Origin of the sequence: Moritella sp. 5 (assembly GCF_018219455.1) — a bacterium.
Taxonomy (GTDB): Bacteria; Pseudomonadota; Gammaproteobacteria; order Enterobacterales; family Moritellaceae; genus Moritella.
On record NZ_CP056122.1, the window covers coordinates 4,870,753 to 4,896,374 of the forward strand.

Annotated in this window: 21 protein-coding genes and 8 tRNA genes; 17 read left to right on the forward strand and 12 right to left on the reverse strand. The window is 40.3% G+C overall.

Going from position 1 to position 25,622, the window contains the following annotated elements:
- The first annotated feature begins 116 nt into the window (after positions 1 to 116).
- Both HWV01_RS21810 and HWV01_RS21815 read left to right on the forward strand, forming a co-directional pair.
- The gene (locus HWV01_RS21810; RefSeq protein ID WP_211673468.1) at positions 117 to 248 is read left to right on the forward strand and encodes a DUF3149 domain-containing protein; all 132 of its coding nucleotides are present in this window, start codon (positions 117 to 119) and stop codon (positions 246 to 248) included.
- 132 nt (positions 249 to 380) lie between these two features.
- On the forward strand, positions 381 to 746 hold the full coding sequence (locus tag HWV01_RS21815) for an STAS/SEC14 domain-containing protein (RefSeq protein ID WP_211673469.1): 366 nt from the start codon (positions 381 to 383) through the stop codon (positions 744 to 746).
- Between the two features lie 20 nt (positions 747 to 766).
- On the opposite strand, the gene HWV01_RS21820 is transcribed toward HWV01_RS21815, so the two are convergent.
- The gene (locus tag HWV01_RS21820) at positions 767 to 1,054 is read right to left on the reverse strand and encodes a DUF3630 family protein (protein ID WP_211673470.1); all 288 of its coding nucleotides are present in this window, start codon (positions 1,052 to 1,054) and stop codon (positions 767 to 769) included.
- Between the two features lie 33 nt (positions 1,055 to 1,087).
- Positions 1,088 to 2,908: a DNA helicase RecQ gene (gene recQ / locus HWV01_RS21825; protein WP_211673471.1), complete on the reverse strand. Its 1,821-nt coding sequence runs from the start codon at positions 2,906 to 2,908 to the stop codon at positions 1,088 to 1,090.
- Between the two features lie 222 nt (positions 2,909 to 3,130).
- On the opposite strand from recQ, the gene HWV01_RS21830 reads away from it, so the two are divergent.
- The 6 genes from HWV01_RS21830 (at position 3,131) to rarD (ending at position 10,935) form a co-directional block, all read left to right on the forward strand.
- Complete coding sequence (locus HWV01_RS21830; RefSeq protein WP_211673472.1) at positions 3,131 to 3,853, forward strand: DUF4956 domain-containing protein; 723 nt, start codon at positions 3,131 to 3,133, stop codon at positions 3,851 to 3,853.
- A gap of 2 nt (positions 3,854 to 3,855) precedes the next feature.
- Positions 3,856 to 6,471: a CotH kinase family protein gene (locus HWV01_RS21835; protein ID WP_211673473.1), complete on the forward strand. Its 2,616-nt coding sequence runs from the start codon at positions 3,856 to 3,858 to the stop codon at positions 6,469 to 6,471.
- A complete protein-coding gene (locus tag HWV01_RS21840; RefSeq protein WP_211673474.1) occupies positions 6,468 to 7,148 on the forward strand; it encodes a polyphosphate polymerase domain-containing protein in 681 nt (226 codons plus the stop codon). Before HWV01_RS21835 ends, HWV01_RS21840 begins: the two co-directional genes overlap by 4 nt.
- Entirely contained in the window at positions 7,141 to 9,321 is a 2,181-nt protein-coding gene (locus HWV01_RS21845; protein ID WP_211673475.1) for a hypothetical protein, read from the forward strand. The genes HWV01_RS21840 and HWV01_RS21845 overlap by 8 nt, the downstream gene beginning before the upstream one ends.
- 117 nt (positions 9,322 to 9,438) lie before the next feature.
- Complete coding sequence (locus tag HWV01_RS21850) at positions 9,439 to 9,933, forward strand: thioesterase family protein (RefSeq protein ID WP_045108564.1); 495 nt, start codon at positions 9,439 to 9,441, stop codon at positions 9,931 to 9,933.
- A 96-nt stretch (positions 9,934 to 10,029) separates the two neighbouring features.
- On the forward strand, positions 10,030 to 10,935 hold the full coding sequence (gene rarD / locus HWV01_RS21855; RefSeq protein ID WP_211673476.1) for an EamA family transporter RarD: 906 nt from the start codon (positions 10,030 to 10,032) through the stop codon (positions 10,933 to 10,935).
- Positions 10,936 to 10,981: 46 nt separating this feature from the next.
- Here rarD and HWV01_RS21860 read toward each other — a convergent pair whose 3' ends face one another.
- From HWV01_RS21860 to HWV01_RS21895, 8 genes are all read right to left on the reverse strand, one after another.
- The gene (locus HWV01_RS21860; RefSeq protein WP_249185404.1) at positions 10,982 to 11,626 is read right to left on the reverse strand and encodes a chromophore lyase CpcT/CpeT; all 645 of its coding nucleotides are present in this window, start codon (positions 11,624 to 11,626) and stop codon (positions 10,982 to 10,984) included.
- 108 nt (positions 11,627 to 11,734) lie between these two features.
- Positions 11,735 to 13,903: a DNA helicase II gene (gene uvrD / locus HWV01_RS21865; protein ID WP_211673478.1), complete on the reverse strand. Its 2,169-nt coding sequence runs from the start codon at positions 13,901 to 13,903 to the stop codon at positions 11,735 to 11,737.
- 46 nt (positions 13,904 to 13,949) lie between these two features.
- Positions 13,950 to 14,666, reverse strand: coding sequence for a 5-amino-6-(5-phospho-D-ribitylamino)uracil phosphatase YigB (gene yigB / locus HWV01_RS21870; RefSeq protein WP_211673479.1), 717 nt, complete (start codon positions 14,664 to 14,666; stop codon positions 13,950 to 13,952).
- Entirely contained in the window at positions 14,666 to 15,631 is a 966-nt protein-coding gene (gene xerC, locus HWV01_RS21875; protein WP_211673480.1) for a tyrosine recombinase XerC, read from the reverse strand. The genes yigB and xerC overlap by 1 nt, the downstream gene beginning before the upstream one ends.
- The gene (locus tag HWV01_RS21880) at positions 15,615 to 16,334 is read right to left on the reverse strand and encodes a DUF484 family protein (RefSeq protein ID WP_211673481.1); all 720 of its coding nucleotides are present in this window, start codon (positions 16,332 to 16,334) and stop codon (positions 15,615 to 15,617) included. The genes xerC and HWV01_RS21880 overlap by 17 nt, the downstream gene beginning before the upstream one ends.
- A complete protein-coding gene (gene dapF, locus HWV01_RS21885; RefSeq protein ID WP_211673482.1) occupies positions 16,331 to 17,161 on the reverse strand; it encodes a diaminopimelate epimerase in 831 nt (276 codons plus the stop codon). The genes HWV01_RS21880 and dapF overlap by 4 nt, the downstream gene beginning before the upstream one ends.
- 39 nt (positions 17,162 to 17,200) lie before the next feature.
- On the reverse strand, positions 17,201 to 18,457 hold the full coding sequence (lysA, locus tag HWV01_RS21890) for a diaminopimelate decarboxylase (RefSeq protein WP_211673483.1): 1,257 nt from the start codon (positions 18,455 to 18,457) through the stop codon (positions 17,201 to 17,203).
- A 68-nt stretch (positions 18,458 to 18,525) separates the two neighbouring features.
- A complete protein-coding gene (locus tag HWV01_RS21895; RefSeq protein ID WP_211673484.1) occupies positions 18,526 to 18,738 on the reverse strand; it encodes a lipoprotein in 213 nt (70 codons plus the stop codon).
- A 78-nt stretch (positions 18,739 to 18,816) separates the two neighbouring features.
- Here HWV01_RS21895 and cyaY point away from each other — a divergent pair, with 78 nt between their 5' ends.
- Positions 18,817 to 19,128, forward strand: a complete 312-nt coding sequence (gene cyaY / locus HWV01_RS21900; protein ID WP_211673485.1) for an iron donor protein CyaY — start codon at positions 18,817 to 18,819, stop codon at positions 19,126 to 19,128.
- Between the two features lie 662 nt (positions 19,129 to 19,790).
- Here cyaY and HWV01_RS21905 read toward each other — a convergent pair.
- Together HWV01_RS21905 and HWV01_RS21910 are read right to left on the reverse strand one after the other, a co-directional pair.
- Positions 19,791 to 20,447, reverse strand: coding sequence for a Qnr family pentapeptide repeat protein (locus HWV01_RS21905; protein WP_211675941.1), 657 nt, complete (start codon positions 20,445 to 20,447; stop codon positions 19,791 to 19,793).
- A gap of 939 nt (positions 20,448 to 21,386) precedes the next feature.
- Positions 21,387 to 23,873 (reverse strand): class I adenylate cyclase, encoded by a 2,487-nt coding sequence (locus HWV01_RS21910; RefSeq protein WP_211673486.1) that lies wholly within the window; start codon positions 23,871 to 23,873, stop codon positions 21,387 to 21,389.
- 408 nt (positions 23,874 to 24,281) lie between these two features.
- On the opposite strand from HWV01_RS21910, the gene HWV01_RS21915 reads away from it, so the two are divergent.
- The 8 genes from HWV01_RS21915 to HWV01_RS21950 all read left to right on the forward strand — a co-directional run bounded on the left by HWV01_RS21915 (position 24,282) and on the right by HWV01_RS21950 (position 25,207).
- Positions 24,282 to 24,357 (forward strand) — tRNA-Val (locus tag HWV01_RS21915).
- 65 nt (positions 24,358 to 24,422) lie between these two features.
- A tRNA-Lys gene (locus HWV01_RS21920) sits at positions 24,423 to 24,498 on the forward strand.
- A 23-nt stretch (positions 24,499 to 24,521) separates the two neighbouring features.
- Positions 24,522 to 24,598: transfer RNA gene (locus tag HWV01_RS21925), tRNA-Met, on the forward strand.
- Positions 24,599 to 24,637: 39 nt separating this feature from the next.
- Positions 24,638 to 24,713 (forward strand) — tRNA-Val (locus HWV01_RS21930).
- Positions 24,714 to 24,764: 51 nt separating this feature from the next.
- Positions 24,765 to 24,840: transfer RNA gene (locus HWV01_RS21935), tRNA-Lys, on the forward strand.
- 48 nt (positions 24,841 to 24,888) lie between these two features.
- A tRNA-Met gene (locus tag HWV01_RS21940) sits at positions 24,889 to 24,965 on the forward strand.
- Positions 24,966 to 25,004: 39 nt separating this feature from the next.
- Positions 25,005 to 25,080 (forward strand) — tRNA-Val (locus tag HWV01_RS21945).
- 51 nt (positions 25,081 to 25,131) lie between these two features.
- Positions 25,132 to 25,207: transfer RNA gene (locus HWV01_RS21950), tRNA-Lys, on the forward strand.
- Positions 25,208 to 25,622: the final 415 nt, after the last annotated feature.

Consider the following 25,622-nt stretch of genomic DNA (forward strand, 5'->3'; position numbering starts at 1 on the left):
TGGATCAGTTTATCAAATATAGGACACGGTAGTATTACTCATAAATAAGTAACTATTACTTACCAATACAAGCATTACTATTCACTGATATAGCCAATAATAAGAGGACGAACACGATGGAAATTTGGACTAAACTTTTAAGCGATCTTTTTTCTGACACGGTCGGCATTGCCTCCATTAGTGTCATCGCCCTCACCTTTATTATTGTCAGTGTACTTATCAGTATGTTTATTGTGAAGAGTCGATAAGGTAACAACTACGGGTTAATTACTATTAGCAAATAGCGACTATAATTAGTGCATAGTCATGAATGTTAGCCGCTATGCACACCAAGTTATGCCTTGCATTGATTAAGGACATTCAATTACCCGGAGATGTCCATGATCACTATCATCAACCTTTCTGAAGCCAATCTGTTTATAAATCTGTCTAAAACAATCACTCACAGTGATTACGAAAATGTATTAGAACCCGTCATAACCGATATTCTTAAGCAGCACAGTCAGATAAACGTCTGCGTGATATTTGCAGATGATTTTTCAGGTTTTGAATTTCATGCCTTAATCGATGATGCCATGATGGGTATAAAATACTGGCAATATTGGCATAAAATAGCCTTGGTTTCCGAACCCAAATGGCTGCATTCAATTGCAACAACCATCGAGGCGATCAATCCCATTACTGTCGAAAGTTTCTCAACAATATTACAAGCAGAATTATGGTTTAACGAAGAAGAGTATTTTTAATTGATATAATAATTAAGCACCTACGCTAACTTTGTTGCGATTTCAGCAAGAATGCCCTGGTCTTCTTCACGCGTAACAGCAAGCCATACACTGCATGTGTAATCTTCAAATTCAAACAACAAATTAATATCCTTATATTCCAACATCCAAGCGTGGCGATCTGCTCCCCAATTTTTATCACATACTCGCGCATCTAATAACGTGACTAATTTAGGTGCAAGCGTCGTAAAGTTTTCGAAGCTCACCGCGTCATGCTCTAACATCAAAATATTATCTGTTGCTTGTTGTGTTGCTAGTGTCCAATTCATTGTTTTATCCTTAAATACGATCAATCTGTAATGTTAATCGTAAGACGCTATTTTAGTTAAAAATTGACGTCCGAAACGTTCTAATTTAACGTGACCAACACCGTTAATATCCAACATTTCAGCTTCATTTTGTGGTTTTATTTCTGCCATTTCAGCTAATGAAGCATCATTAAACACAACATAAGGTGGAATATTTTCACTGTCGGCAATATCTTTACGTAACTTACGCAGTGCAGCAAACAGCTTTCGGTCATAATTAAAGTTAGCAATACGGCTACTGCGTTTTGGCGCTTTATCGACATTCGTAATCGGCTGTAATCGAGGCTCAGCTAACTCTAGCTCTTGCTCACCACGTAATACCGGACGTGCGGCTTCTGTTAATTGTAATACCGAGCTGCGGGTAATATTTTGTAATAATAATCCGCTATGCACTAATTGGCGTAACACACTTAACCAATGCTCTTGTGATTTATCTTTACCAATACCAAACGTCGATAACTTATCGTGCCCACGCTCTTTAACCCGTTGATTTTGCGAACCTCTTAATACATCAACCACATATCCCATACCAAATGCCTGGCCAACACGATACACGCACGACAATGCCATTTGTGCATCTTTAGCGCCATCATAACGTTTCGGCGGATCTAAACAAATATCGCAGTTACCACAGGCTCTATCATTAAACTCACCAAAATAATTCAGTAATACCTGACGACGGCACGTTTGTGTTTCGGCAAATGCCACCATGGTATTAAGTTTATGCATTTCAACACGTTGCTGCTGTTCGTTTTCAGTTTGTTCAACCATATAACGTACCCGCATAATATCCGCGGGATCAAACATTAATAATGCTTCTGCGGGTAAACCATCACGCCCTGCTCGGCCTGTCTCTTGGTAATATGATTCAATATTTTTTGGTAAGTCGTAGTGCACAACAAACCGCACGTTAGGCTTATTGATCCCCATCCCAAATGCCACTGTCGCCACCACAATATCCAATTCATCACGAATAAAGGTTTCTTGTGTATCTTGGCGCTCTTGTTGGGACAAACCAGCATGATAAGGCTTAGCATCAAACCCTGCCCGAGTTAACCCTTCCGCCACTTCTTCAACGCGTTTACGACTTGTGCAATAAACAATGCCACTGACACCGTCTTGTTGTTTTACATAACGCTTTAACTGATCTAACGCTTTAAATTTTTCCACCAGTGAATAGCGAATATTAGGTCGGTCAAAACTCGACATACTCACTTTCGGGTCGTTCATTTGCAATTGATTCAGTATATCTAAGCGTGTTGCATCGTCTGCCGTGGCCGTTAATGCCATCAAAGGCACATTTGGAAACAGCTGTTTCAATTTACCTAGCTCATTGTATTCAGGTCTAAAATCATGACCCCAAGACGAAATACAATGGGCTTCATCAATGGCAAATAAACTGATCGGCAACTGTTGTAAATACTGTAAAAAATCGCCCACCATCAAACGTTCAGGCGATAAATACAATACTTGTAGACGGTTATTATTCAAGTCATTAAAGATTTGCGCAGACTCTTGTCGCGCCAACGTTGAATTCATATAAGCAGCAGAAACACCACTGGCTCGCAGTGCATCAACCTGATCTTTCATTAACGAAATTAACGGGCTTAACACTATCGTTAATCCACCACGCACTAATGCGGGTACTTGATAACATAATGATTTACCGCCACCCGTAGGCATAATAACTAAACTATCAAGTCCTGCGACAGCATGTGCGATCACGTCTTCCTGACCCATGCGGAATTGTTGATAGCCAAAGACGCTCTCAAGTACTTGTTGAGCTGATGGAAGAGTTGAAACAGATACTGTCATGATAGTTCGTTCTCGGTTTAATTCAATTTGGGTTGTTCTGTAAATAACGTAATCGGCGATTTTAGCAGGATATGCATGCACTAAACAAATGCTACTAAAACAAAATTAGCGCGAATTATTCAACTGTAGTCATCAATATACAGAATATTGCCTAAACTGGATCGTAACAGTATAAAAAATAGTTATATATTTACGCGTACCCACATACAAGGAGAGTCTATTGTGGAACAAATTAACCCTGCTATAGCCGCGTTTTTACCAAACGAAGTTCAGGATATGTTCTTCCCTTTTGCGAGTGTCATGCTCGCACCATTATTAATGAATTTGGTGATAGGCTTTGCTTTATCTTGGGTTATTGGTGCCCACTTCCGCTATTTCGCTTCTTCATTTTGTAACCGTCAAGATTTCTCCCGTTTATTTCCTTTACTTATGCTGACGGTTATTTTAATTATCTCAATTGTTAAAGCATCTCTCGCTCTGGCGCTGGGCCTAGTGGGTGCGTTATCAATTGTACGCTTTCGTACCCCAATAAAAGAACCTGAAGAACTGCTTTATTTATTTTTAAATATTGGTATTGCTGTCGCTCTAGGTGCAGGGCAAACAACTGCAGCAATCACAGCGTGTATTACCACCTTAATACTGGTGAGCTTTATTAGACATTCTAAAACAGAGCACCATGGCGAAAAAGGTATTTTCTTATCATTACGCCATCAACATGAAGGAGAAAATCAAGTAAGTATCAGTGAACTGCAAGCGATCTTCACCACCTATACCACCCGCAGTGATTTACGCCGCTATGATCACGAGCGGCAACTCGTCGAAGCCACCTTTTTTATCTCTTTTGCCAACAGTGAACATTTAGATAATTTATTTGAAGCATTAGAACATCGATATCCAGGAGTTGCGTTATCTTTACTCGAACAACATAACATCGCAGGGGTGTAATCATGCTCCTATCCGAAAACAGATCGCGGTTTAAAAAACGCGATCGATGGTACACGGTTGGTGGGTTGTTATTGATATTATTGCTCATGACCCCATCGCCTAAAACCGTTAAAAACTGGCTTATCCAGCATGGTTTCGTTGCACACAGTACTGACGGCAACACAAAAAACAAACAACTATTAAACGCCCTGATTGATGCGCCACTAAAATACCTCAACGCCGATACTAATATCCCTAACTTACAGTTAGATATTAAATATCAAGATTGGATGCGCTTGGTTGCCGATCGAAAACAAGCATTAAAAGAAGGCCAAATCCCCGCCCAACGCTCTGAAGTCAAAGCCAGTGTCAGTTACTTACAAAACAAATATAGCGCCAAGGTACGTCTACAAGGTGATTTATTAGATCATGTTGCGGCACCACAGCGATGGTCGTTACGTGTCGAATTAAAAGGTAAAAGCAGTCTATTAAAAGTAAAAAGGTTTGCCTTACTCAGCCCAAATGTACGCGGTAATCACGCCCCGCTATTATTTACGAAAACTTTAGATGTGGCCGGATTTGATATTATTTCACCTCAGCATATCCCTGTTAATCTGACCGTTAACGGCACACCTTGGGGCTTGATGCTATTAGAAGAAGTATTCGCCAAAGAGTTACTCGCCAATAATAACCGTACCGAAGGACTCATTCTAAAATTAGAGCAAGCCACACAAAAAGAAGATAATAGCCAATTACACAAAATATTTCGTCCCAAAGTATTTCAACAACGTGACGCGATCAGTGACCCAAGTTTAAATAAACAACGTAAGATCGCTTTAACCTTACTCAGTGATTTTCTCAATCAACGCCGCAAAGCATCCGATGTATTTGACAGTCGTAAACTTGGCCAATACATAGCAACCGTCGACCTGTGGTCTGCATGGCATGCTTTTAGCTGGAACAACTTACGCTTTTATTACAATCCACATACCGCCAAACTTGAACCGATCCAAAGTGATGAAGCATTATCTCCAGTACCGGATAAAATTTTATTACAGCCCGTCAGTGCCCAATTCCCGCTGATCCAAGCCATGCTGGACGATGACAAAATACAAGACCAATACGATAGAGCGCTCAATCACCTTATTACCCTTGTTAAGAATAAAAAATTACCTAAACAATTAGATATTTTACAGCAGCACATTATTAAAAAAATGCAGCATGGTTCGCCATTACTGCAAGGCTATAATTTTGATAGTTTAACGGTCCACGCACAATGTTTAGCAAACGGTTGTCAATCACTCCCCACTATGCCCACAGACTGGCATCGTCATGTCGATACATTCAGCGCGGAATTACCTTGGGATCTTGCTAGTCAGTTTCGCTATAGCAACAATGAAAAACAACTGCAGTTACGTAATAATAATCAATCACCTGTATCTATTGTTGATATAATTGTCAGTGACAAATGGGGCAGTGAAATTAGTTTAGTCAATGCGCCCGAATTACCTTTTACCTTAATCAGTAACCAAGCTGACGGCAGCTTAATCATCGATAACGATCAAGCGTATAATATTAAATTACTCAGTCGCCAAAATAATAAAAAACTCCAAACATATCGCTTTGAATTAGGTGAATCTGCAACGAGTTTTTTACCTCGACCTCTGCCTATGCTGCAAAAGTCTGATGTACTTGCTAAATATGACTTTATTCAAGTGCAACAAGATGGTTGGTATTTCAAACCCGGTAATTGGCAAATTAATGATTATCTCATCACCCCTGAAGATACCCGAGTGTATATGCCGGAAAATACCCATTTACGTTTCAGCAAAAATGCAGGCATGCTAATTTTCGGGCAACTTGATATTGATGGCAGTACTCAATATCCAGTCACCCTCACAGCCAGTAATAAAAAAACCTGGCAAGGTATTGCGGTATTCGGCTCGGGCAGTAAATCAACAATCCAACATTTGGATATGGCAGCTAGTGCAAGTCCAAAACAAGGTAATTGGCAACCCAGAGGGGCACTGTACATGTACGATGTAGACCTTAATGCCAATGATATTAGCTTGCGTAATAACCGTTCCGAAGATGCTTTTAATATGGTAAATAGTAAATTTAATTTGACTAAATTACTCATCGAAAATGCTTATTCAGATGGCTTTGATTGTGATTTTTGTAAAGGCACGATCAGTGACAGTCAATTCAACACTGTCGGCGTGAGGTCTGGTGGTGATGCCATTGATATTAGTGGTTCAAACATTATCGTGCGTAATAGCAAATTTAGTCAAATCCGTGATAAAGCCATTTCAGCTGGCGAACACAGCAGCGTTGATGCGAGTAATATCCAAGTGAATAATGCGGCATTTGGTATTGTTGCTAAAGATGGTTCGCAGGTTACCGCTGCCGATATTAATGCTGTAGATATAAAACATTACCTCTTCATGTCTTATATGAAAAAACCATTCTTTGGTGGGGCGAGTTTACAAGCATCTAGTTTTAACTGTGATAACTGCAGCAATATCAGCATGCTTCAAAAAAATAACTACCTGTCATTGGATGGTCAACAACAAACCGCTAGAAAATTAAACGTGAAGAAACTTTATACTGGCTCAATGCGCTCGGACAAACCAAAATGACCCAAGACTATCGCTTTGAAATTAAAATACCAATCCCGCTTAATCGCTTAGAGTACATGCTGTCTTGGTTGAGGCTATCATCAATGGGATTTAGCCAGCATCACCCAGACCAATATGTAAATAGTGTTTATTTTGACAGCTACCAAATGGCTTGCTTTGCCGAGAACCTCACCGGTATTAGCAACCGTAACAAAATGCGTATTCGTTGGTATCACGATATTACTAACGCAGGTAAAGCGCAGCTTGAGTTTAAACAACGCCGTAGCGGTAAAGGCTGTAAAGTCATTTATCCTTTACAGCTCAACTTTGATGATCCCAATATTAGTTGGTCAGATCACATTAAGCACTGCCAATCTCAGCTACCTCTACAAGCACTGTCAGAATGGGACAGCCAAACGTACCCAATATTGCTAGGACGTTATAAGCGTCAATACCTAGTCAGTTTTTGTGGACGAATACGCGCGACACTTGATAGTCGTATGGAAGTATATGATCAGCGCTATTGGAGTAAACCTAATACCACTCGCTCACGAAAAATGGGCGACTATGTGCTATTGGAATTAAAATGCCAAGATCAACATGAACGTCTGCTCAGTGATTTAGTCAGTCGCTGCCCGCTTAACCCTTCACGACATTCAAAATACGTGAATGGTGTGAGACACATGATTTATGTATAGGTATCTGATTGGCTGCTGCTCTGGTTTACTGATATTTATTTTCGTAATGTCGGTCGCAGTCAGTCAAGTATATCCTTCTGCAGGTACCGCTTGGGTGCTCACAGGCCAACAGCAAGCCGCGACAGCACCTCATTTTCAGCAACGATTTCATTCAGCCTCTGCAGTATCACAATGGGAAGATACCCATGCCGATATCAGTATTGGTGGGCATTATAGTCAATATAATGCCAAAAACATTACCCAACTTGGTTATATGTATAGCCAAAAACTAGATTGGCAGATGGGCCAAAAGGAACAGCAATTACGACACTGGATGACCCTGAATCAGCAAGATTATGAATCGTTATTTCTACACTTTCAAAACGACACCCAATTTGAAATACCAAGCAACAATCACGGTGCGCATACTCCACTCTACGGCACTCCCGAGTTTGTTGCCATTCAAGAAGCTTCAACGCTAACGCGGCAAGGTCGCATTAAGCCCCTCAACATGCCAATACAGCAACCGCTAGTGCTAAAGAAAAACCAAACCTTATATTTATTTTCGTCAGAAAAATTAATAGGTTTAGATATCGCGTTTCATGGACAGCAACTCGAAAGCAGCAATATAACCATTTCCTATGCAACACGAGACATAGCAACAAACACACTTGAATATGCTTGGCAGCCATTGATAACTCAACCTCTGAGATCGACATTAAACAGCCGCTGGCAGCCACCTCAACGTTGGCCCAGAGTCAGTATTTCGCCACAACTCAGTTCGCAATTAAGCGCCCAATTAAAAGTCAAACACGCCCGTTTTTATGCACTGAAAATTGAGATTAATAATCCAATTACAGGGTTAACGTTAACTAAACTCAGTTTACCAAGTTGGTATCAATTTACTGAAAAATCAAAAAAACACTATGTAACAATCCCTGGCTGGGATCCCATTAACGATCGTAATAAAGATGGCTATATTGATGATAGTGAATACCTGCAACGTTTAAATAATAATGCCAGTGCTCGCTTGCCGTATCAAGCGCGCTTGATACCGTTAGGTAGAATGTGGAATGAAAAATCAGCGCTGTGCTACGTTAATTTATTCTCTGCACTCAATCGCACTTTACTAACAGACTATCTTTATCAACATTGGCAACAACAAGGCTACCAAGGTGCTTATAATGACTCACTTTACCGGGTTCCGAACAGTACCCAATTTCCCACCACCACTGAAGGAAATATTCTCGAATTACAGATCCCTGTTCGACAAGCAGGAAAATCTTATTGGCAGAGTCTAAGTGCCTTTAACCAGCATTTACAACACACAAACCCACAAGCTTGGATTGGTGCCAATATCTCTGATTTAAACCTCTTTAGCCAACCCGACTTACAACCTTTAGTTGCCGGGTTTAATTTTTTTGTACGTGAAGATTACATTAATCCAAGCCTAGGCTTGTCACAACAACGCGGATTACTGCAACGCTGGGAACATTTCTTATTAAACGCACAAGGTAAGCGTAGCGTGCTGATGGCGCATATGCGTAAAGGCGGAAAAGTACGTTGGCAAGGCCATAGTCAAGCAAACTGGCAGCATGACCAAAGCACCAATCTGGCTATTTTCTACTTACTGAATAACCCCCGACTGGATTTTTATCAGCAATGGAATAATAGTTTTTATTACTCGAGCAAAAATACCCGAGCAGATAACTACTACCAACCCGGCATTCCAAACAATGTCGCTTACCAGCCCACTGCAATGTTACGCTATAACATTGGTCAACCGATTTCAGCTCCCGATAATTACCCGCCTGTCGACTATGTTGATAAAGACAATAATATAATGGCGACCAGCCTCGATACGCAACTCACTGTGAATAATCAAACGCTATCAATCACACCAAGCCATTGGTTTTATTTTTATCGTCAAGCCAGCCGTGTATTACCTTGGCAGCAACCGCAGTCACCAACAGTAGCAGTCATCGCTCGGCGCTATCAACATGGCTTAATCCTTTATTATACCGACCGTAATGGCGGTGATAAACAATTCAGTGAGCAAGCAAAGGTAACCCTAGACCTACCCGGATATTACCGACGTCTTAATGCTGATGGTAGCTTAAGCGAACGAATAAATAAGATCACATTAACTGGTTACCAAGGCATAATATTGATACCAGAACCCAGCCCTTCATAAAATAATATCTGCTGAATAATTAATTTAAGGTGTATTTTCGACAGAAGTGAGCTACCTTAACGTAACTCACTTATTAAACACTCGATTTTAATAGCACATACAGTTTAGGCAGGACGCATGCAAACAATGACAGAGCAAGATGTAATTGATCAAGAACTCACTGAACAGCAAATGCTGGATTTCATCAGTGATATGTTTATGAACCAAATGCCATTTAACGACCTACTCGGCATGCGCATCACCAACTACACCACTGACAGTATAGAATTACGCATCAACATGGATGATAAATTGATTGGTAACCCTATCCGAAAAATACTGCATGGCGGTGTAACAGCAAGTCTGCTTGATGTCGCAGGCGGCATGTTAGTGGCAGCAGCAGCCATTCCCTACATGGAAACAAAAAGTACCGCTAACTTTCATAAAAATTTAAAGTCACTCGGTACGATAGACTTGCGAGTCGACTATTTACGTCCTGGTTGGGGAGATGAATTTACCGCCACAGCACACGTGATTCGTTCGGGTAATAAAGTTGCGGTTACCCGTATGGAGCTGCACAACCAAGAAGGGATCCACATTGCCTTTGGTACTGGCACTTATTTAGTCGGATAACCAACAATAAAGATTATTAATATCACTACCCCTGCTTATTCATCATTGTTATGCTAACCAATCTATCTACACCTATAAAAATCACTGGTATAAGTAATGACAACCAACAATGAGACTAAGCAAGGGGTGATATTCGCAATCCTTGCTTACGTAATGTGGGGCATGGCTCCCCTCTACTTTAAACAATTAAACCAAGTACCCGCTTATGAAATATTAGCCCATCGCGCGCTATGGTCTTGTATTTTAATTGCGGTATTACTGAGCCTATTTAAATTATGGCCAATGGTAAAGTCGGTATTATCAAAGCCTAAAAATGTGTTATTACTGATCTGCACATCATTATTAATCAGTGCTAACTGGTTAACCTATATTTGGGCGGTAAATAACGACCATTTACTCGATGCCAGCTTAGGCTACTTTATTAACCCAATTATTAACGTCTTTCTTGGCATGGTATTTTTATCGGAAAAATTGCGTAAATTACAGTGGGTTGCTATTTTACTTGCGGTGATCGGGATCTTAATTCAAGTTATTACACTCGGATATCTGCCTTGGATAGCCTTGGTCCTAAGTTGTACTTTTGGTTTCTATGGATTACTGCGTAAAAAATTACGTCTCAATGCGCTAGTTGGTCTGTTAATTGAAACTATTATCATGCTACCTATCGCGGCCACTTATTTATTTATCTTCGCCGACTCAGCAACATCGGATCTGAGTGCCAACAGTATGCACCTTAACTTACTGTTACTCAGTGCTGCCTTTGTCACCACAATACCACTACTCTGCTTTAATCATGCGGCTATACGCTTACCTTTATCAACGCTAGGTTTCTTCCAATACATAGGCCCAACATTAATATTTATTCTTGGTGTCACGCTTTATGATGAAGTTATAAATACCGAAACACTGCTGACGTTTGTATTTATTTGGGCTGGATTAGTCGTGTTTAGCATCGATGGTTTTAAAAATAACCGTCATCAACGTGCGCGATTAAAATCTTAGTTCATTACCGCGATACAAATAAAATAAGCACCCTTAGGTGCTTATTTTATTTTGCGTATTTACTCATGTCATAATCTTCAATTTTCAAAAAAGTAATAGGCACATCAAGACGACCCGGTACTAATTTTCCTGACTTATCATAACCGCCATCTAAAAATGAAATATTCACTTCTGAGACAGCAAAAAATGTCGTCATTAATGGTGTGTTCGTTCGATGAGTAATACAAGAGTCAGGATCAGTTTCACCAACAAAGGTATATGTTACCTTCAACTCAATCAGTAATTCACAGTTATTACTAATACTGAGTTGAGATTGAGTCAAACTCGTCAATAGTTGTGGCGTATAATAAGCGCCAGCAAAGTCAGATGCGCGTGGAATAGAATAACTGTATAAACGGATCAAACCATTCGGTGTGGCGACTAATTGTATAATACGCTGACGAAATGGTTTGTTTGAAGAATGAGTAATGCGGCTCTCCATATATAGCCATTCACCATCGATACGGTCTTGCCAAATAGGAGAGATATTTAGATCGATGTTAATTACACGTCCTTGAATCACATCATTGGTCGATCTATACATGCCAGATAGCCATTGCTTTAATAACGCCGTATGTTCCGATTTAAAAACAGCAGAATAAGCAAATGAACTGAATAAGCACATTAGCACGACGATAAATCGTAATATCAAAATAACTCCCTGTAACCGCATGGGTAGCGCTAACATCCCGTTAGCGTTTACTATGCAGTGATACTATCCTAAAAAATCGCGCACTATACTATAAAAATTTAAGTGTGACTATAGAGCCTGCAGTCTAGCGTAAGATACTACCAACCATTTACTACCCAGTTGATCAAACTCAATTTGAATTCGACATTGCGGACCACTGCCTTCATAGTTCATCACAATACCCTCACCAAACTTAGCATGCAGTACACGTTGACCTAACTGATAGCCAGTCGACTCAAATGACATTTTTTCAGAACCCGCACTAAAACGCCCAAACTGAGTTGGTTGGCGAATTTGAGTTTTTAAACGAATCTCTTCAATATACTTTTCGGGTATTTCTCGAATGAAACGAGACGGACGATGATTCATCTCTTTGCCGTATAAACGACGCGACTCCGCATAACTGATATATAGCTTCTTCATCGCACGGGTAATACCCACATAACAAAGACGGCGCTCTTCTTCCATACGTCCCGCTTCTTCTGTCGATTGCTGACTTGGGAACATACCTTCTTCGACACCGACCATGAATACCACTGGGAATTCTAAACCTTTTGCCGAGTGTAGCGTCATCAACTGCACTGCATCTTCAAACTCATCTGCTTGCCCCTCTGCAGACTCTAATACCGCAAAAGCTAAGAAGGCAGATAGCTCGGTCATTTCTTCACTGTCATCTGGGATCTTGAAACCACGCGCCGCAGAAACCAATTCCTCTAAGTTATCAATACGAGATTGGGCTTTCTCACCTTTTTCTAGCTGATACATAGATTTCAGACCTGAGTATAAAACCACATGATCAATTTGTTCATGCAGAGCAAGCTCGGCAACATCGTTATCTAACTGCGAAATCAACTCAACAAACTTACGGATCGAACTCGCTGCACGACCAGCGATCAAATTGTTATCAAGTAAATAGATCGCCGCTTGCCATAATGTCGAGCCTTGCTCACGACTGGCATCACGTAATAGTGATAAAGCACGATCACCAATACCACGAGTTGGTTTATTCACAATACGCTCAAATGCCGCGTCATCATCACGATTATTTTTAAGACGCATGTACGCCATTGCATCTTTAATTTCCAAACGATCAAAGAAGCGATGACCACCATAAATACGGTAAGCGAGCTGCTCTTGTAATAACGCATCCTCGAGTACACGAGACTGGGCATTACTGCGGTATAAGATCGCGCAGTCACTGAGTGACCCACCTTTATCTTGCCACTCTTTAATTCGACTGACGACAAAACGCGCTTCATCGACTTCATTAAATGACGCATACAATGAGATCGGTTCGCCTTCGTTATCTTCAGTCCATAGCTCTTTACCCATACGCTCACTGTTATTAACAATGAGTGCATTGGCAGCATTCAAAATATTACTGCTCGAACGGTAGTTTTGTTCAAGCTTAATGGTTTTAGAACCCGTGAAGTCGGTTAAGAAGCGTTGAATATTTGCGACCTGCGCACCACGCCAACCGTAAATAGACTGATCATCATCACCCACGATCATCAAATTACCGCGATCGCCTGTCAACATACGTAACCACGCATATTGAATATTATTGGTATCTTGGAATTCGTCCACCAAAATATTAGAAAAACGATCTTGGTAATGGGCTAAAATATGTGGTTTGTGCAGCCAAAGTTCGTGCGAACGTAATAACAACTCACCAAAATCGACTAAGCCAGCACGATCACAAGATTCTTGATAAGCTTGATAAATCTTGATCCAGGTGCGTTCAATCGGATCATACGCTTGTAGGTGTTCAGGACGCAGACCCTCATCTTTTTTACCGCCGATATACCACATAGCTTGTTTTGCCGGCCACTGCTTCTCATCAAGGTTCATGGCTTTGATCAAACGCTTCAATAACCGCAGTTGATCATCACTGTCAATAATTTGGAATTCAGCGGGTAAGCCAGCATCTAAATGGTGGGCGCGTAATAGACGATGCGCGATACCATGGAAAGTACCGATCCACATGCCTTGCTGACGACCTTCTAATAACTTATCAACACGGCCACGCATTTCTGCTGCGGCTTTATTGGTAAATGTCACCGCTAATAAAGAATAAGGCGAGCACTGCTCCACCTGCATTAACCAAGCTAAGCGATGTACCAATACTCTGGTTTTACCACTACCAGCACCCGCTAAAATCAGCATACTCGATTGTGGGGCAGCAACAGCATCACGCTGCTTGTCATTGAGGCCGTCCAGTAAGAGAGATACATCCATAATTTAGTCACCTTAGACTGTATATTTAATCAGTAGAATGGGGGGATTATAACAGGCTTGTTAATTCATCCAAGTGCGTTATTTCAATATCAGGTAAATGACTGGCTTTGTTACTCGTCATGAGCGATTGTTGTTGGTCATTAAACCACGCAGACATGAAGCCATTAGTGATCGCACCAGCCACATCGGATTTAAGATGATCGCCAACATGCAAAATATGTTGTGGCGGTAAGGCTAACCTCTCTGCTGCCAATGAAAATAAATCAGGGTACGGTTTCATTCTCAAGCCATTTCCGGGTTTTATCACGGCTGTAAAAAATGGCGTTAAACCAATTTTATCGGTATCGACATTACCATTAGTGATCGCAATTAATGGGATCTTACTGGCAAGCGTTGCTAATACCGCAAAGGTTTGTTCCGGCACTTGAAAATCACTACGCACCGCCTGTACTTGCGAAAAAATAGTATTAGCGACAGATTTAGCCTCTTGATCGCTATAGCCATGACGTAAAAATAACGTAATTAAGCAGGCAATCCGGATCCCACTAATATCATGTATCAAGTGGGGTTGTTGATGAAGAGCATGGCGCTTTAACTGTGACCAAGCATTATCATCTAAATGCGTAATATGTGGATATTGACTGCGTAAATGCATGCGCATCCAAGCCTCGGCGCGGCGCACGACTGGGTAGTTATCATATAAGGTATCGTCAAGATCGAAGCTCATCGCTCTAATCTGGTGTAATCGTCGATAGAATTTCATCAGTCATCTCTTTTCTTTTTTGCACGAGGATGAGCCGCATCATACACTTTGGCTAGATGCTGAAAATCCAAACTGGTGTAGATCTGCGTGGTACTGATATTAGCATGCCCTAATAATTCCTGTACGGCACGTAAATCACCACTCGATTCGAGCATATGTGTCGCAAAGGAATGACGTAATTTATGTGGGTGAACATGGCTAGTCAATGTTTGTTGCTGCCCCCATTTGGCCATCCGGCTTTGTACACTGCGATGAGATATACGACGTCGTAATTGACTGACAAATAATGCCGGTTGCGCGTTGTCAGCATATTCACCACGCACAGCTAACCACGCCTGTAACGCGGTGATCGCGATATTACCAATCGGTAACTGGCGCTGTTTATTACCTTTACCAATCACCCGCATGGTTTTTTCACGCAACTTAACATCCGTTAAATCCAAATTGACGAGTTCGTCTAACCGTAAACCCGCAGAGTACATTAACTCCATCATGGCTTTATCGCGTAACACTAAAAACGGGTCATCTGCGTCTACCGTATTAGACACGGATAATAATTGATTAATTTCATCAACATCTAAATTCTTAGGTAAAGCTTTATGCTGGCGTGGTGCCGATACCCCTTTCGCAGGGTTCGCGGTGAGATCTCCTTGCAATACCAAGTAATCACAGAAACTGCGTAATGCAGATAATTTGGTTGCCAGACTGCGAGGCGATAAACCCAGTTTATGATTTAAAGCCGCTAACTTACGCACCTGGGCTGCATCAAGGGCGCGCCATTCCGTTATCGGTAACGTCAGCATTTGCTCGGCGAATAAGGTCAGGTAACGGCGATAATTACGGGCTGTGTGTAGGCTTAATTGCCGTTCACTGGTGATATAACGTAAAAAACGTTCGATAGGTTTAACTAATTGTGCAGGTAGCTCACTACCTACAGCTGTATTATTTTTAAATGGCGTTGTCACGTGAAGGCATCAGTTGCGGTAACAGGGTAGAGATAATGCGACAAAGCTGACCTAACAGCAAGTTATCCATGCCCGCCTGATAATGATCGGCATTCGCACTGCCAATAGCGAGTAAACCGTATTCACCTCGTTCACCTAATGCCATTAATGCCACAGAGTTAACCAAGGCATCTTGACCAAACAATAATGCTTTATCCACGCCAGCGACAGGACCAAAGTAATGATCACCGCCAGCAAATTGTTTCTGGCGAATACGCACTAACTGTCCAGCGGAAATGGCTAACGGTAGATATTGTGATTTAAGGTGAAAATAGGCTTCATTTAAATGTAAATTTACAGCAGCTAACGGTAATTGAGATTGGATCTGAGTGACCAAAATACGTTGCATTTGCATCACTGAAGTACAATTAAACAAGGCCGTATAAATATCTGCATAGATACGAAATAATTTATCGTTGTCAGCGGCAATAGCCACTAGCTGTTGTAACTGCTGTTCTAAATCGGCAATTCGTTGTCGCTGTCGTTCTAACCGTAATGTCACCAAAGACACACTACCTTGAGCGCCATGAGAAATTGGCAAGGAATCGACTAAGTCATTGTTACGCACAAAAAAATCCGGATCCGCCTGTAAAAAAGCAATCACATTTTGCTCTGAGATAGCAGGCGTTTCCGCACTCAACGCCGAAGGTTCAACGTCGGTCATATATTAATTTGTCCATCATAAACATGGGTTGCTGGCCCCGTCATAAATACAGGTGTACCTGGACCTCGCCATGAAATTTGCAATTTACCACCAGGCAGCTCAATACACACGTCTTGCCCGAGCTTACCTTGTAATTGGCCAATAACAGCCGCCGCACAGGCACCTGTACCACAAGCTCGTGTTTCACCAACACCACGTTCATAAACCCGTAATTTGGCGTGGTCAGGTGATAATACCTGCATGAACCCCGCATTTACACGGTTAGGAAAACGTTCATGATGTGCGATCGCATGACCGAGTTCAGCCAATGGTGCAGTCTCAATATCATCCACTAATGTCACGCAATGAGGGTTACCCATCGACACGGCGCCACAAAACACAGTGCTGTCTAACGCACGTAAAATATAAGTTTTTTCTTGCTTGGTAGCACGGAACGGAATTTTATCCGGGGCTAATTCAGGCACACCCATATTTACCGTGATCTGACCATCGTATTCGACCTGTAAAGAAATTTTACCTGCACTCGTACTGACCGCGATCTTGCTCTTGTTCGTTAACCCTTTATGACGTACAAAACTGGCAAAACAGCGAGCGCCATTGCCACACTGTTCCACTTCGCTACCGTCAGAATTAAAAATACGATAATGAAAATCAAGATCAGGGTCATAAGGCGCTTCAACCACAAGCAGTTGATCAAAGCCAATACCGGTATTTCTATCCGCCAAACGACGGATATTATCATTATTGAAAAAGACATTTTGAGTAACACAGTCGACGACCATGAAATCATTACCCAGACCGTGCATCTTTGAAAACTGTATAAACATATGAACCTGTAACCCCTATTTCATTCAGTAGATAGAATATTATTCTGCAGGTAAAATTGCTTCGTCTTTCCAGATCTCTGCAAGCGCTTCTCGACGACGAATTAAATGTGCAACATCTCCATCAACCATGACTTCGGCAGGTCTACTACGTGAATTATAATTAGAACTCATGGTTGAACCATAAGCACCGGCAGAACGTACAACAATATAATCATCCATTGCGATAGTTAAATCACGGTTCTTACCTAAGAAATCACCGGTTTCACAAATAGGACCAACAACATCATAGTTTAAACATTCACGCTCTAATGATTTATTCACTGGCGCAATTGCTTGCCACGCACTGTATAACGCAGGACGAATAAGATCGTTCATGGCTGCATCAACGATAGCAAAGTTTTTATGCTCCGTAAGTTTAATATACTCAACTTTACTCACTAAAACACCGGCATTAGCCATGATGGCACGACCTGGTTCAAAAATAAGTGACAGTTTACGACCTGCTAATTTATCTTTTAATGCCTGCGCATATTCAGCAGGTTGTGGAGGTGTTTCGCCATCATAAGAGACGCCTAAGCCTCCACCAACATCAAGATGTTCCAGTACAATACCTTGCGAAGATAATTTATCAATCAACAGCAGGAGCTTATCAACAGCATCTAAAAAGGGTGATAACTCTGTTAATTGTGAACCAATATGGCAATCAACGCCTTTTAATTTAATACCCGGCATTTTACTCGCAGCTTGATAAACGCCTTCAGCTAAATCAATATCGATACCAAATTTATTTTCTTTTAAACCGGTAGAAATATAAGGATGAGTACCCGCATCAATATTAGGATTCACTCGAATCGATATAGGTGCCTGTATTCCACGGCCCACGGCAACGTCATTAATACGTTCCAACTCAGCCGTCGATTCGACATTAAAACAATGAATATGATGATCGAGTGCTAAATTAATTTCAGCTATAGTTTTACCAACACCAGAGAACACAACTTTACTTGCATCACCACCGGCCGCAATTACGCGTAATAGCTCGCCACCAGATACGATATCAAAACCCGAGCCCAAACGTGCCAACACATTTAACACTGCAATATTTGAATTAGCTTTTACGGCATAACAAACCAAATGCGGATGCGCACCAGCAGCATCATTAAATGCATGCCAATGACGTTCAATTGTCGCTCTGCTGTATACATACGTCGGCGTACCAAATTTGTCTGCTACGTCTGCAACGGCACATTGTTCCGCAAATAACTGACCATCATCCTGATAATTAAAGTAATCCAATGCTCTATTCCTTTTCTTTTAATTCGTAAACTAATTCATTCATTGCACATCATGTGACAATATTATGTTTATTCTGCTTCGCTACTTGGCGTCTTGCCAGTTGCGTCATCACTATTCACATTTTCTGTAACCGGTGTTGCTACCTGGATTTGTTGTGCTTTTTTAGCATCGGGTCCCGTGCCAGGTGCATATAAAGGACCTGAAATACCACAACCACTGAGTAAACCAGCGCTAAACATAAAGACTAATGTAATAAATGTTGTTTTTCTTACTTGGCTCATAACCGACTCAATGATAAATTAATTCTATATACCTTATAATCGCACCGACAAAATTAAAAGCAATAGGATTAATAAAAAATGACTGATTCAGAATTTCACCAACAGGTTGATGAACTATTAATAAGCTTTGAAGAAATCATTGATGACAGTGATGTTGAACTCGATTATGAAAACAGCAACAGTATTTTGACTCTATATTGTCGTGATGGTTCGCAAATCATCTTGAATAAACAAGCGCCATTACACCAGTTATGGGTAGCAACAAAAGCGAATGGCCATCATTTTGCATTTATCAATGATGCATGGATTGATAACCGCACCCAACAAGAATTATCACTGGTATTAACCGAAGCCGTTAAGAATCAAGGCGGTGAAAATGTTAATTTCTAACGTGAAGTGATAGGTCTTATTTATATAAAACCTAAATTTTAGACAAAGAAAAGGGCTGCACTAATAACTAGTGCAGCCCTTTTACGTTGTCGTAATAGCTCATATCCTTGAACTGATTGTGCTCCCTGCACTTAGACATTTACCTAATCCATTAGGTGATTTACTTTTCCCCAATCCTTTGAGTTGTTCCTTTGGCAATCCTAGCCTAACAAGTCATCCTAACCTGCTTCTCATCTCCATCCTGGAGGTGTCCTTTATTCACTCTAAATCCATGAGTGCTATCCTTGTAATCCACCACATCCTTGCAGTTTCATGTAGAGTGCCAAGTCATCATCCTGATGAACTTCCTGCGTCTCTGGAAACAAATATAGCAAACCTAAAAACAATAAATAGCGATAAAAAACAAATTTAATTAGTGCTTAAACACTAATTATTTAGCGCGAATAGCTATACAAGCCGTGAGAGTAGGATTTAACAATCAAGCAAAAAGAAATATATACAATGGATACCTAGGATCACACCTTAATAAAAGTACTTTATCTATCAACACGAATAGTCGATCTCTTACAGGATAAAAACAGCCCATCAATATAACGCAATAATAGTACCTACTACCGCTAACTTAGCAGCAGTAAATTTGTGATCTTGATCGTATTCATTGATTAATCACCAATAATTATTAATCCAAATGGTGCTAATAGCTGTTCCTGCTGCCAACTACAAATACGTGTACCATGTAAATTAACCCGTCTCGGATCTAAACCCGTTAAATCAACGTGGCTTAAATTACAGTGCTGTAAATTAAACTGCGACCACATGTCTGCCGAAAATTCACCTCGACTCAAATCAGACCCTTGTAAAGAAGCGCCCAGTAAGTTGCAGCCTGTCCAGCGATTTTCATATAAGTCGCATTTTTCGATACGTTGATCGACAAGATTGGCGTAGCTCAAGTTACACTGGGTTATATAAGCAGAACAAAAGAAGGTTTTAGCCGTAATATAATTGGCAAAGCTAGCACGACTAAAATCAGCCCCTTTCAAATTACAACTACGAAACTCAATACCAAAACATTCTGCGCCAGTAAATTTAGTCATACTTAAATCGCAGTTTTTAAAACTCGCGCCTTTTAAGTCAGCATAATCAAATCGGCAACCTGTAATATCACCGCGTTCGATAAACTGACAATCAATAAACTCGGCATCACTTAATTGCGCATGATTGAAATCACAGCGATAAAAATAACAGCGAGTAAAGATCATCGACTCTAAGTCTTGATCAGCAAAATCTTCTTCAATAAATGTGTTATCGATAGTCTTCATCATCTTGTTCTCTTGTTCGAATTAACATCAGGTTACTATCAATATACCAATCAGATCTAGCACTATTACAGGGTCAATCCCAAATAAAAACAGGTCGTTTAAATTGCGATTTTAAGCTGCGTAATTGAACCATAGCGATACAAATATGAATATAATTAATGCGCGGTAAAATACTTACCTACTGTAAATAGAGCGCTAATAAGGGGCTTTAATTGGCCGTGGTATTAAATAAGCAACAAAGGGAAGTTATTGTATAATAAACAAGCAAAGCAAGCGTATTGCCTAGTAAAGGAAAGAGACGTAAAAAAAACGGTATATAAAGAAAAGGACGGCATAAATGCCGTCCTTAAAGTAGTCATGTAGCTCTGTCCTTGAACTAATTTTGCTCCCTGCAAATTGACTGACCTAATTTCCTTTAGGTTTAACTCCCAATCCATCGGGTTTTTGTTATTACCATCCTGGTACAATAAATCATTCCGATTTATTTCATCTCCATCCTAGAGGTGTCCTTTAACTCAAATCCTTTGAGTGTCCATCGCATCTTCATCCTGAAGACTTTTCCTTGCGACCACATCCTGTGGTAAATCCTATTTCGATAATCCGTTATCAAGTCGGTAATCCTTACCAACTTCTTACTGCGTCCTTTCGAATACCTACTATAAAGTAATCCAATACCGCCGCAATACAGAAATTGTGTTTTTTTGAAAAAAAATAGGAGATCCAAGTCACACTGAAAAATAAGAAATATAAAATCAATAACTTAAAAACACCACAACGTGTATCACATAGACAGAAACGATTATGCCCACGATAATTGACATGCATATTCTCACACAGTGAATGGTCAATATCTTACATACAAAAAACAAATAAAAAAATAAAATTTGCCGTTTTCGATAAATGGACTAAAAAATGAGGATTATTTATAAAAAAATAGAATTATTTAGAGGATACGTAAGGAATTACTTCTAATTCTTTATTTTCTGAACGAACGATATCGTAAAATTGCGGTAAATTGAAATTGGCAAATGTACCTTCGTTACGTGATTCTTCTTGTGAATTAGTATAAAAGCGATGAACACCTTTGATTAATTCATCTTTATTACCACTAAGATGTTGGTAAGTTTCCACGCGATTGGCTTCATCGACAATATAAACGTTAAAACCATTTTTATAGTTTTCAAAAAAGAACTGTACTAAACCTTCTGACGAATGAGATTCCACAGCTAAAGGCGTGCCTTCTGCCGTGGTAGTTTTATCAATTCGTAGTGGCATTTGTTCTAGCTTACGCTCAGAGATATGGTTATACAGATCGAGTGATGTTTCAAGTTTACGAATAGACACACCACGACGCTCAAAATAAATACCAAAGCGGTCGTCACTAATAGTCAGCATTTTAACAATCTGATCTTTATCGCGCTGTAATCGGGTACTAATACAATCTCGCACCAAACGTTCGAAGCTATGACGAATCAAGCCACGAAAATGTAAGCTATAGCAAAATATTTTAATGGAATCGGGTTCTGTCGCATCTTGATGCATCTTGCCCATGATCGTGGTTAATGCATCAACAATACGTTCTTGACCAGAAAAGTGCAATGTACGCACTTCATTCCAAGAATTACGATAAATCAGATCAATACTACCCACTAAACAGGCTTTACAGTCACCAAATGAGAATACATCGCTGGTATTAGTATCAAACTCAATAATTCGACCACCCCAGTGATTAGTCGGATCGTGCTCTAAGTTTAGAAAAATAGATAAATCACGGATCTCACAAGGACGACTCAAAGCCTGATTTGAGGCCGGTTTTGCTTGAATTGGGAATTTGTTTTTAAGATCTTTACAGAATGAATTCAATACATCTCTGTTCATATCTGAGTCTTGATTGAAAATTTCGACCTGAGTGTTATCGGTCATTAATCCATTAAAATAGCTCCAAGCCACCAATTTACTCAGATAGCCGTTATGTTCTAAAGGCTTACGACCAACAATCTGCATCGGCTCTAACGAAGAGTTATATAAATACCAACCCGAATTATTAAAACGACCGTCGGGTACTTGCACGAAACTTAATTGTTGCTCAGACAAATCAGGCGAGATCTGTGGATTAATAAAAGTCACTTTACCGGGTAGCGATTCGAACGCAGCATATAATTTACGAGATAAAATACCAATATCCGCAGGATTAATCGATTCACTAATATTATTACGACGGGCGAAACCAATCAGATTACGATAACCCTTCATCATCGCATCAAGCAATTCAGGATGCGCTTCCTGAACTTGTTCGATCTTCCAGTTATCACGATTATCGAGATGAGCAATACGGTCAGGATGCCAATTCCACTCACTAATGACTTCAGCGACAGAGGTACGGTGCCATTCTGGACGGGCATTTTTCTCATTAGCGCAATTACCGCTAAACATTTTTAAATAAAAACAGCGACGTAGTAAATCTACACGCGCAGTATCACCTATTTTTTCGAGATAAGCGGTTACTTTCATTAAGATCTGGTAATAGGTATCGTGCGACAGTTCCAGCTGTTGTGAAGACGCCAACTGAAAATTTTCTTTCATTATCTGCGATAATAAACGGTTATTTGGATATTCAGCCGAATAAGCTTCCATTAATAAGGTTTTCAATACCGCCTTATAAGGAGAGTCGATACCTTTATATAATTGCCACAACGCAGAACCAAAGTATTCTTCGGCAGGGATACAAGGAAAACCACCTAAATCAACCCACTCGTTACGGTCAAGGACCCCGTCGGCAACCAGCTGATCAACATAATCATCATAATTATTATCAAATTCAACCGGTAAAATATGCCATAAACTAGGCTTACCCGCGATCCGTAAGGCACTACGATAAAATTCATCCAGTAATAAGAAATGTTGGGCACTGCCACAACTCTCTTTCGTCATTACCGCATTATTCACTTTTCTAAATTTATCTTCAGCAATCAAGAAAAAGTTAACTTCAACATTAAAGGTTTCTGCCCACGCCGTTATCAATGTACATTTTTGCTCTAGAAACTGAGTATCCTCATTACTCATAGCCGGATCATGACATACCCAAATATCTAAATCACTACGCCAATTTTGACCAATAGAGCCCGTGCTCCCCATTGCATATAAGCTATATATAGGAGAACAAGTGGCACATTTATCATCATCTAGTGCTACATTTAATGAGGTTAAATAATCTTGTTGTTGTTCATCGGGGATAAATAAACAGATTCCCTGAGGTACGGGTTCATCAAGATAAACAGGTAGATTTGGGTGATTAAAATGCAGTAAAAGAGGTAGGATAGCTGTCACTTCACGCCCGTTATCATCCATAATGGATAAGGCGCGATCAAGTCTAAGTTGATTAAACAACTTAGCTTTATGTTTCAGTTCAACAATTTTACTCTGCAAAATAAAACCTTAAATGAGAGAAACCATGCTTAAATTTTATTGATTTTTTACAATGAAATTTAGCCATAACAGCAGGCATAGAAGTGTGATGATGCTAACAGTTTTCTAGATAATGGTAAACTTATAGCGCCAAAATAGTCACATTATTAATGTTGGAATTAAGGTGACCGAATATTCGTATCGCAGTCGCCTTTCGTTAATTTGTTTATTACTATTAAAAAACTAGCTGTAAACAAACCATTTGCGCACACTTTGTAGACAAAGCGCAGTAAAAAAGATCGCCCTCAAGCAGTTTAAATAAAATAATCAAATTAAGGGTTGCATAAACATTTAGAACTGGATAATATCTGCCTCCTCGATTAGGGGCGCTGCTTCAAAACAACGTTTCCAACATTAATCGAAAGTATGGGGTCCTTAGCTCAGTTGGGAGAGCATCGCCCTTACAAGGCGAGGGTCACTGGTTCAAGCCCAGTAGGACCCACCATATATTAAATCTGGTATATCTTTTATAAGATAAGTAACGGGATTTACTATGAAGAAAGAATTCGGGGGCTGTTAGCTCAGTTGGTAGAGCAGTTGACTTTTAATCAATTGGTCGAAGGTTCAAATCCTTCACAGCCCACCACTTTCTTTATAACACAGTATTGTCGCGGGATGGAGCAGTTTGGTAGCTCGTCGGGCTCATAACCCGAAGGTCGTAGGTTCAAATCCTGCTCCCGCAACCAGTTTAAACGATAGACACAACTATCGCTAAAAAATAATGTGGGTCCTTAGCTCAGTTGGGAGAGCATCGCCCTTACAAGGCGAGGGTCACTGGTTCAAGCCCAGTAGGACCCACCACTATTGTGGTGTTATGTCATAAGACATAAACTATAAAAAGAAAGAATACGGGGGCTGTTAGCTCAGTTGGTAGAGCAGTTGACTTTTAATCAATTGGTCGAAGGTTCAAATCCTTCACAGCCCACCACTTTCTTACTGTTCTATCTATTAGATAAACAGTGAACAACAGCATTGTCGCGGGATGGAGCAGTTTGGTAGCTCGTCGGGCTCATAACCCGAAGGTCGTAGGTTCAAATCCTGCTCCCGCAACCAGTTTAAACGATAGACACAACTATCGCTAAAAAATAATGTGGGTCCTTAGCTCAGTTGGGAGAGCATCGCCCTTACAAGGCGAGGGTCACTGGTTCAAGCCCAGTAGGACCCACCACTATTGTGGTGTTATGTCATAAGACATAAACTATAAAAAGAAAGAATACGGGGGCTGTTAGCTCAGTTGGTAGAGCAGTTGACTTTTAATCAATTGGTCGAAGGTTCAAATCCTTCACAGCCCACCACTTTCTTACAAGAACAAATAAAAAAACCTCGTTTATCGAGGTTTTTTTATACCTAAAATTTACCTGCTAATATAATTATCTCAATACTTGACCTTCCCCTTAAGGTAAAGATTATGCTCTCTGCCATATTCATTATTTACCTTTTTGATGTGTCTTTTTCATGCGTATAGTGTTGTTGATTTTATTAATATTAATAAACACATTCTCATTACCGCTTCAGGCTATGAGCATGCGTACGATGCCAGCCAATATTTCTTGTGATATGCCAGACATGCCATGCAACTCTCAAAGCAGTATGAGTAAAATGCAGCATGATAATCCACAGCTTCAACATTCAAAAAATCAATATAATGACGATGATTGCAGCGACTGTAATACGACCTGCGTATCATCATTTATTAATTATAATAATAAG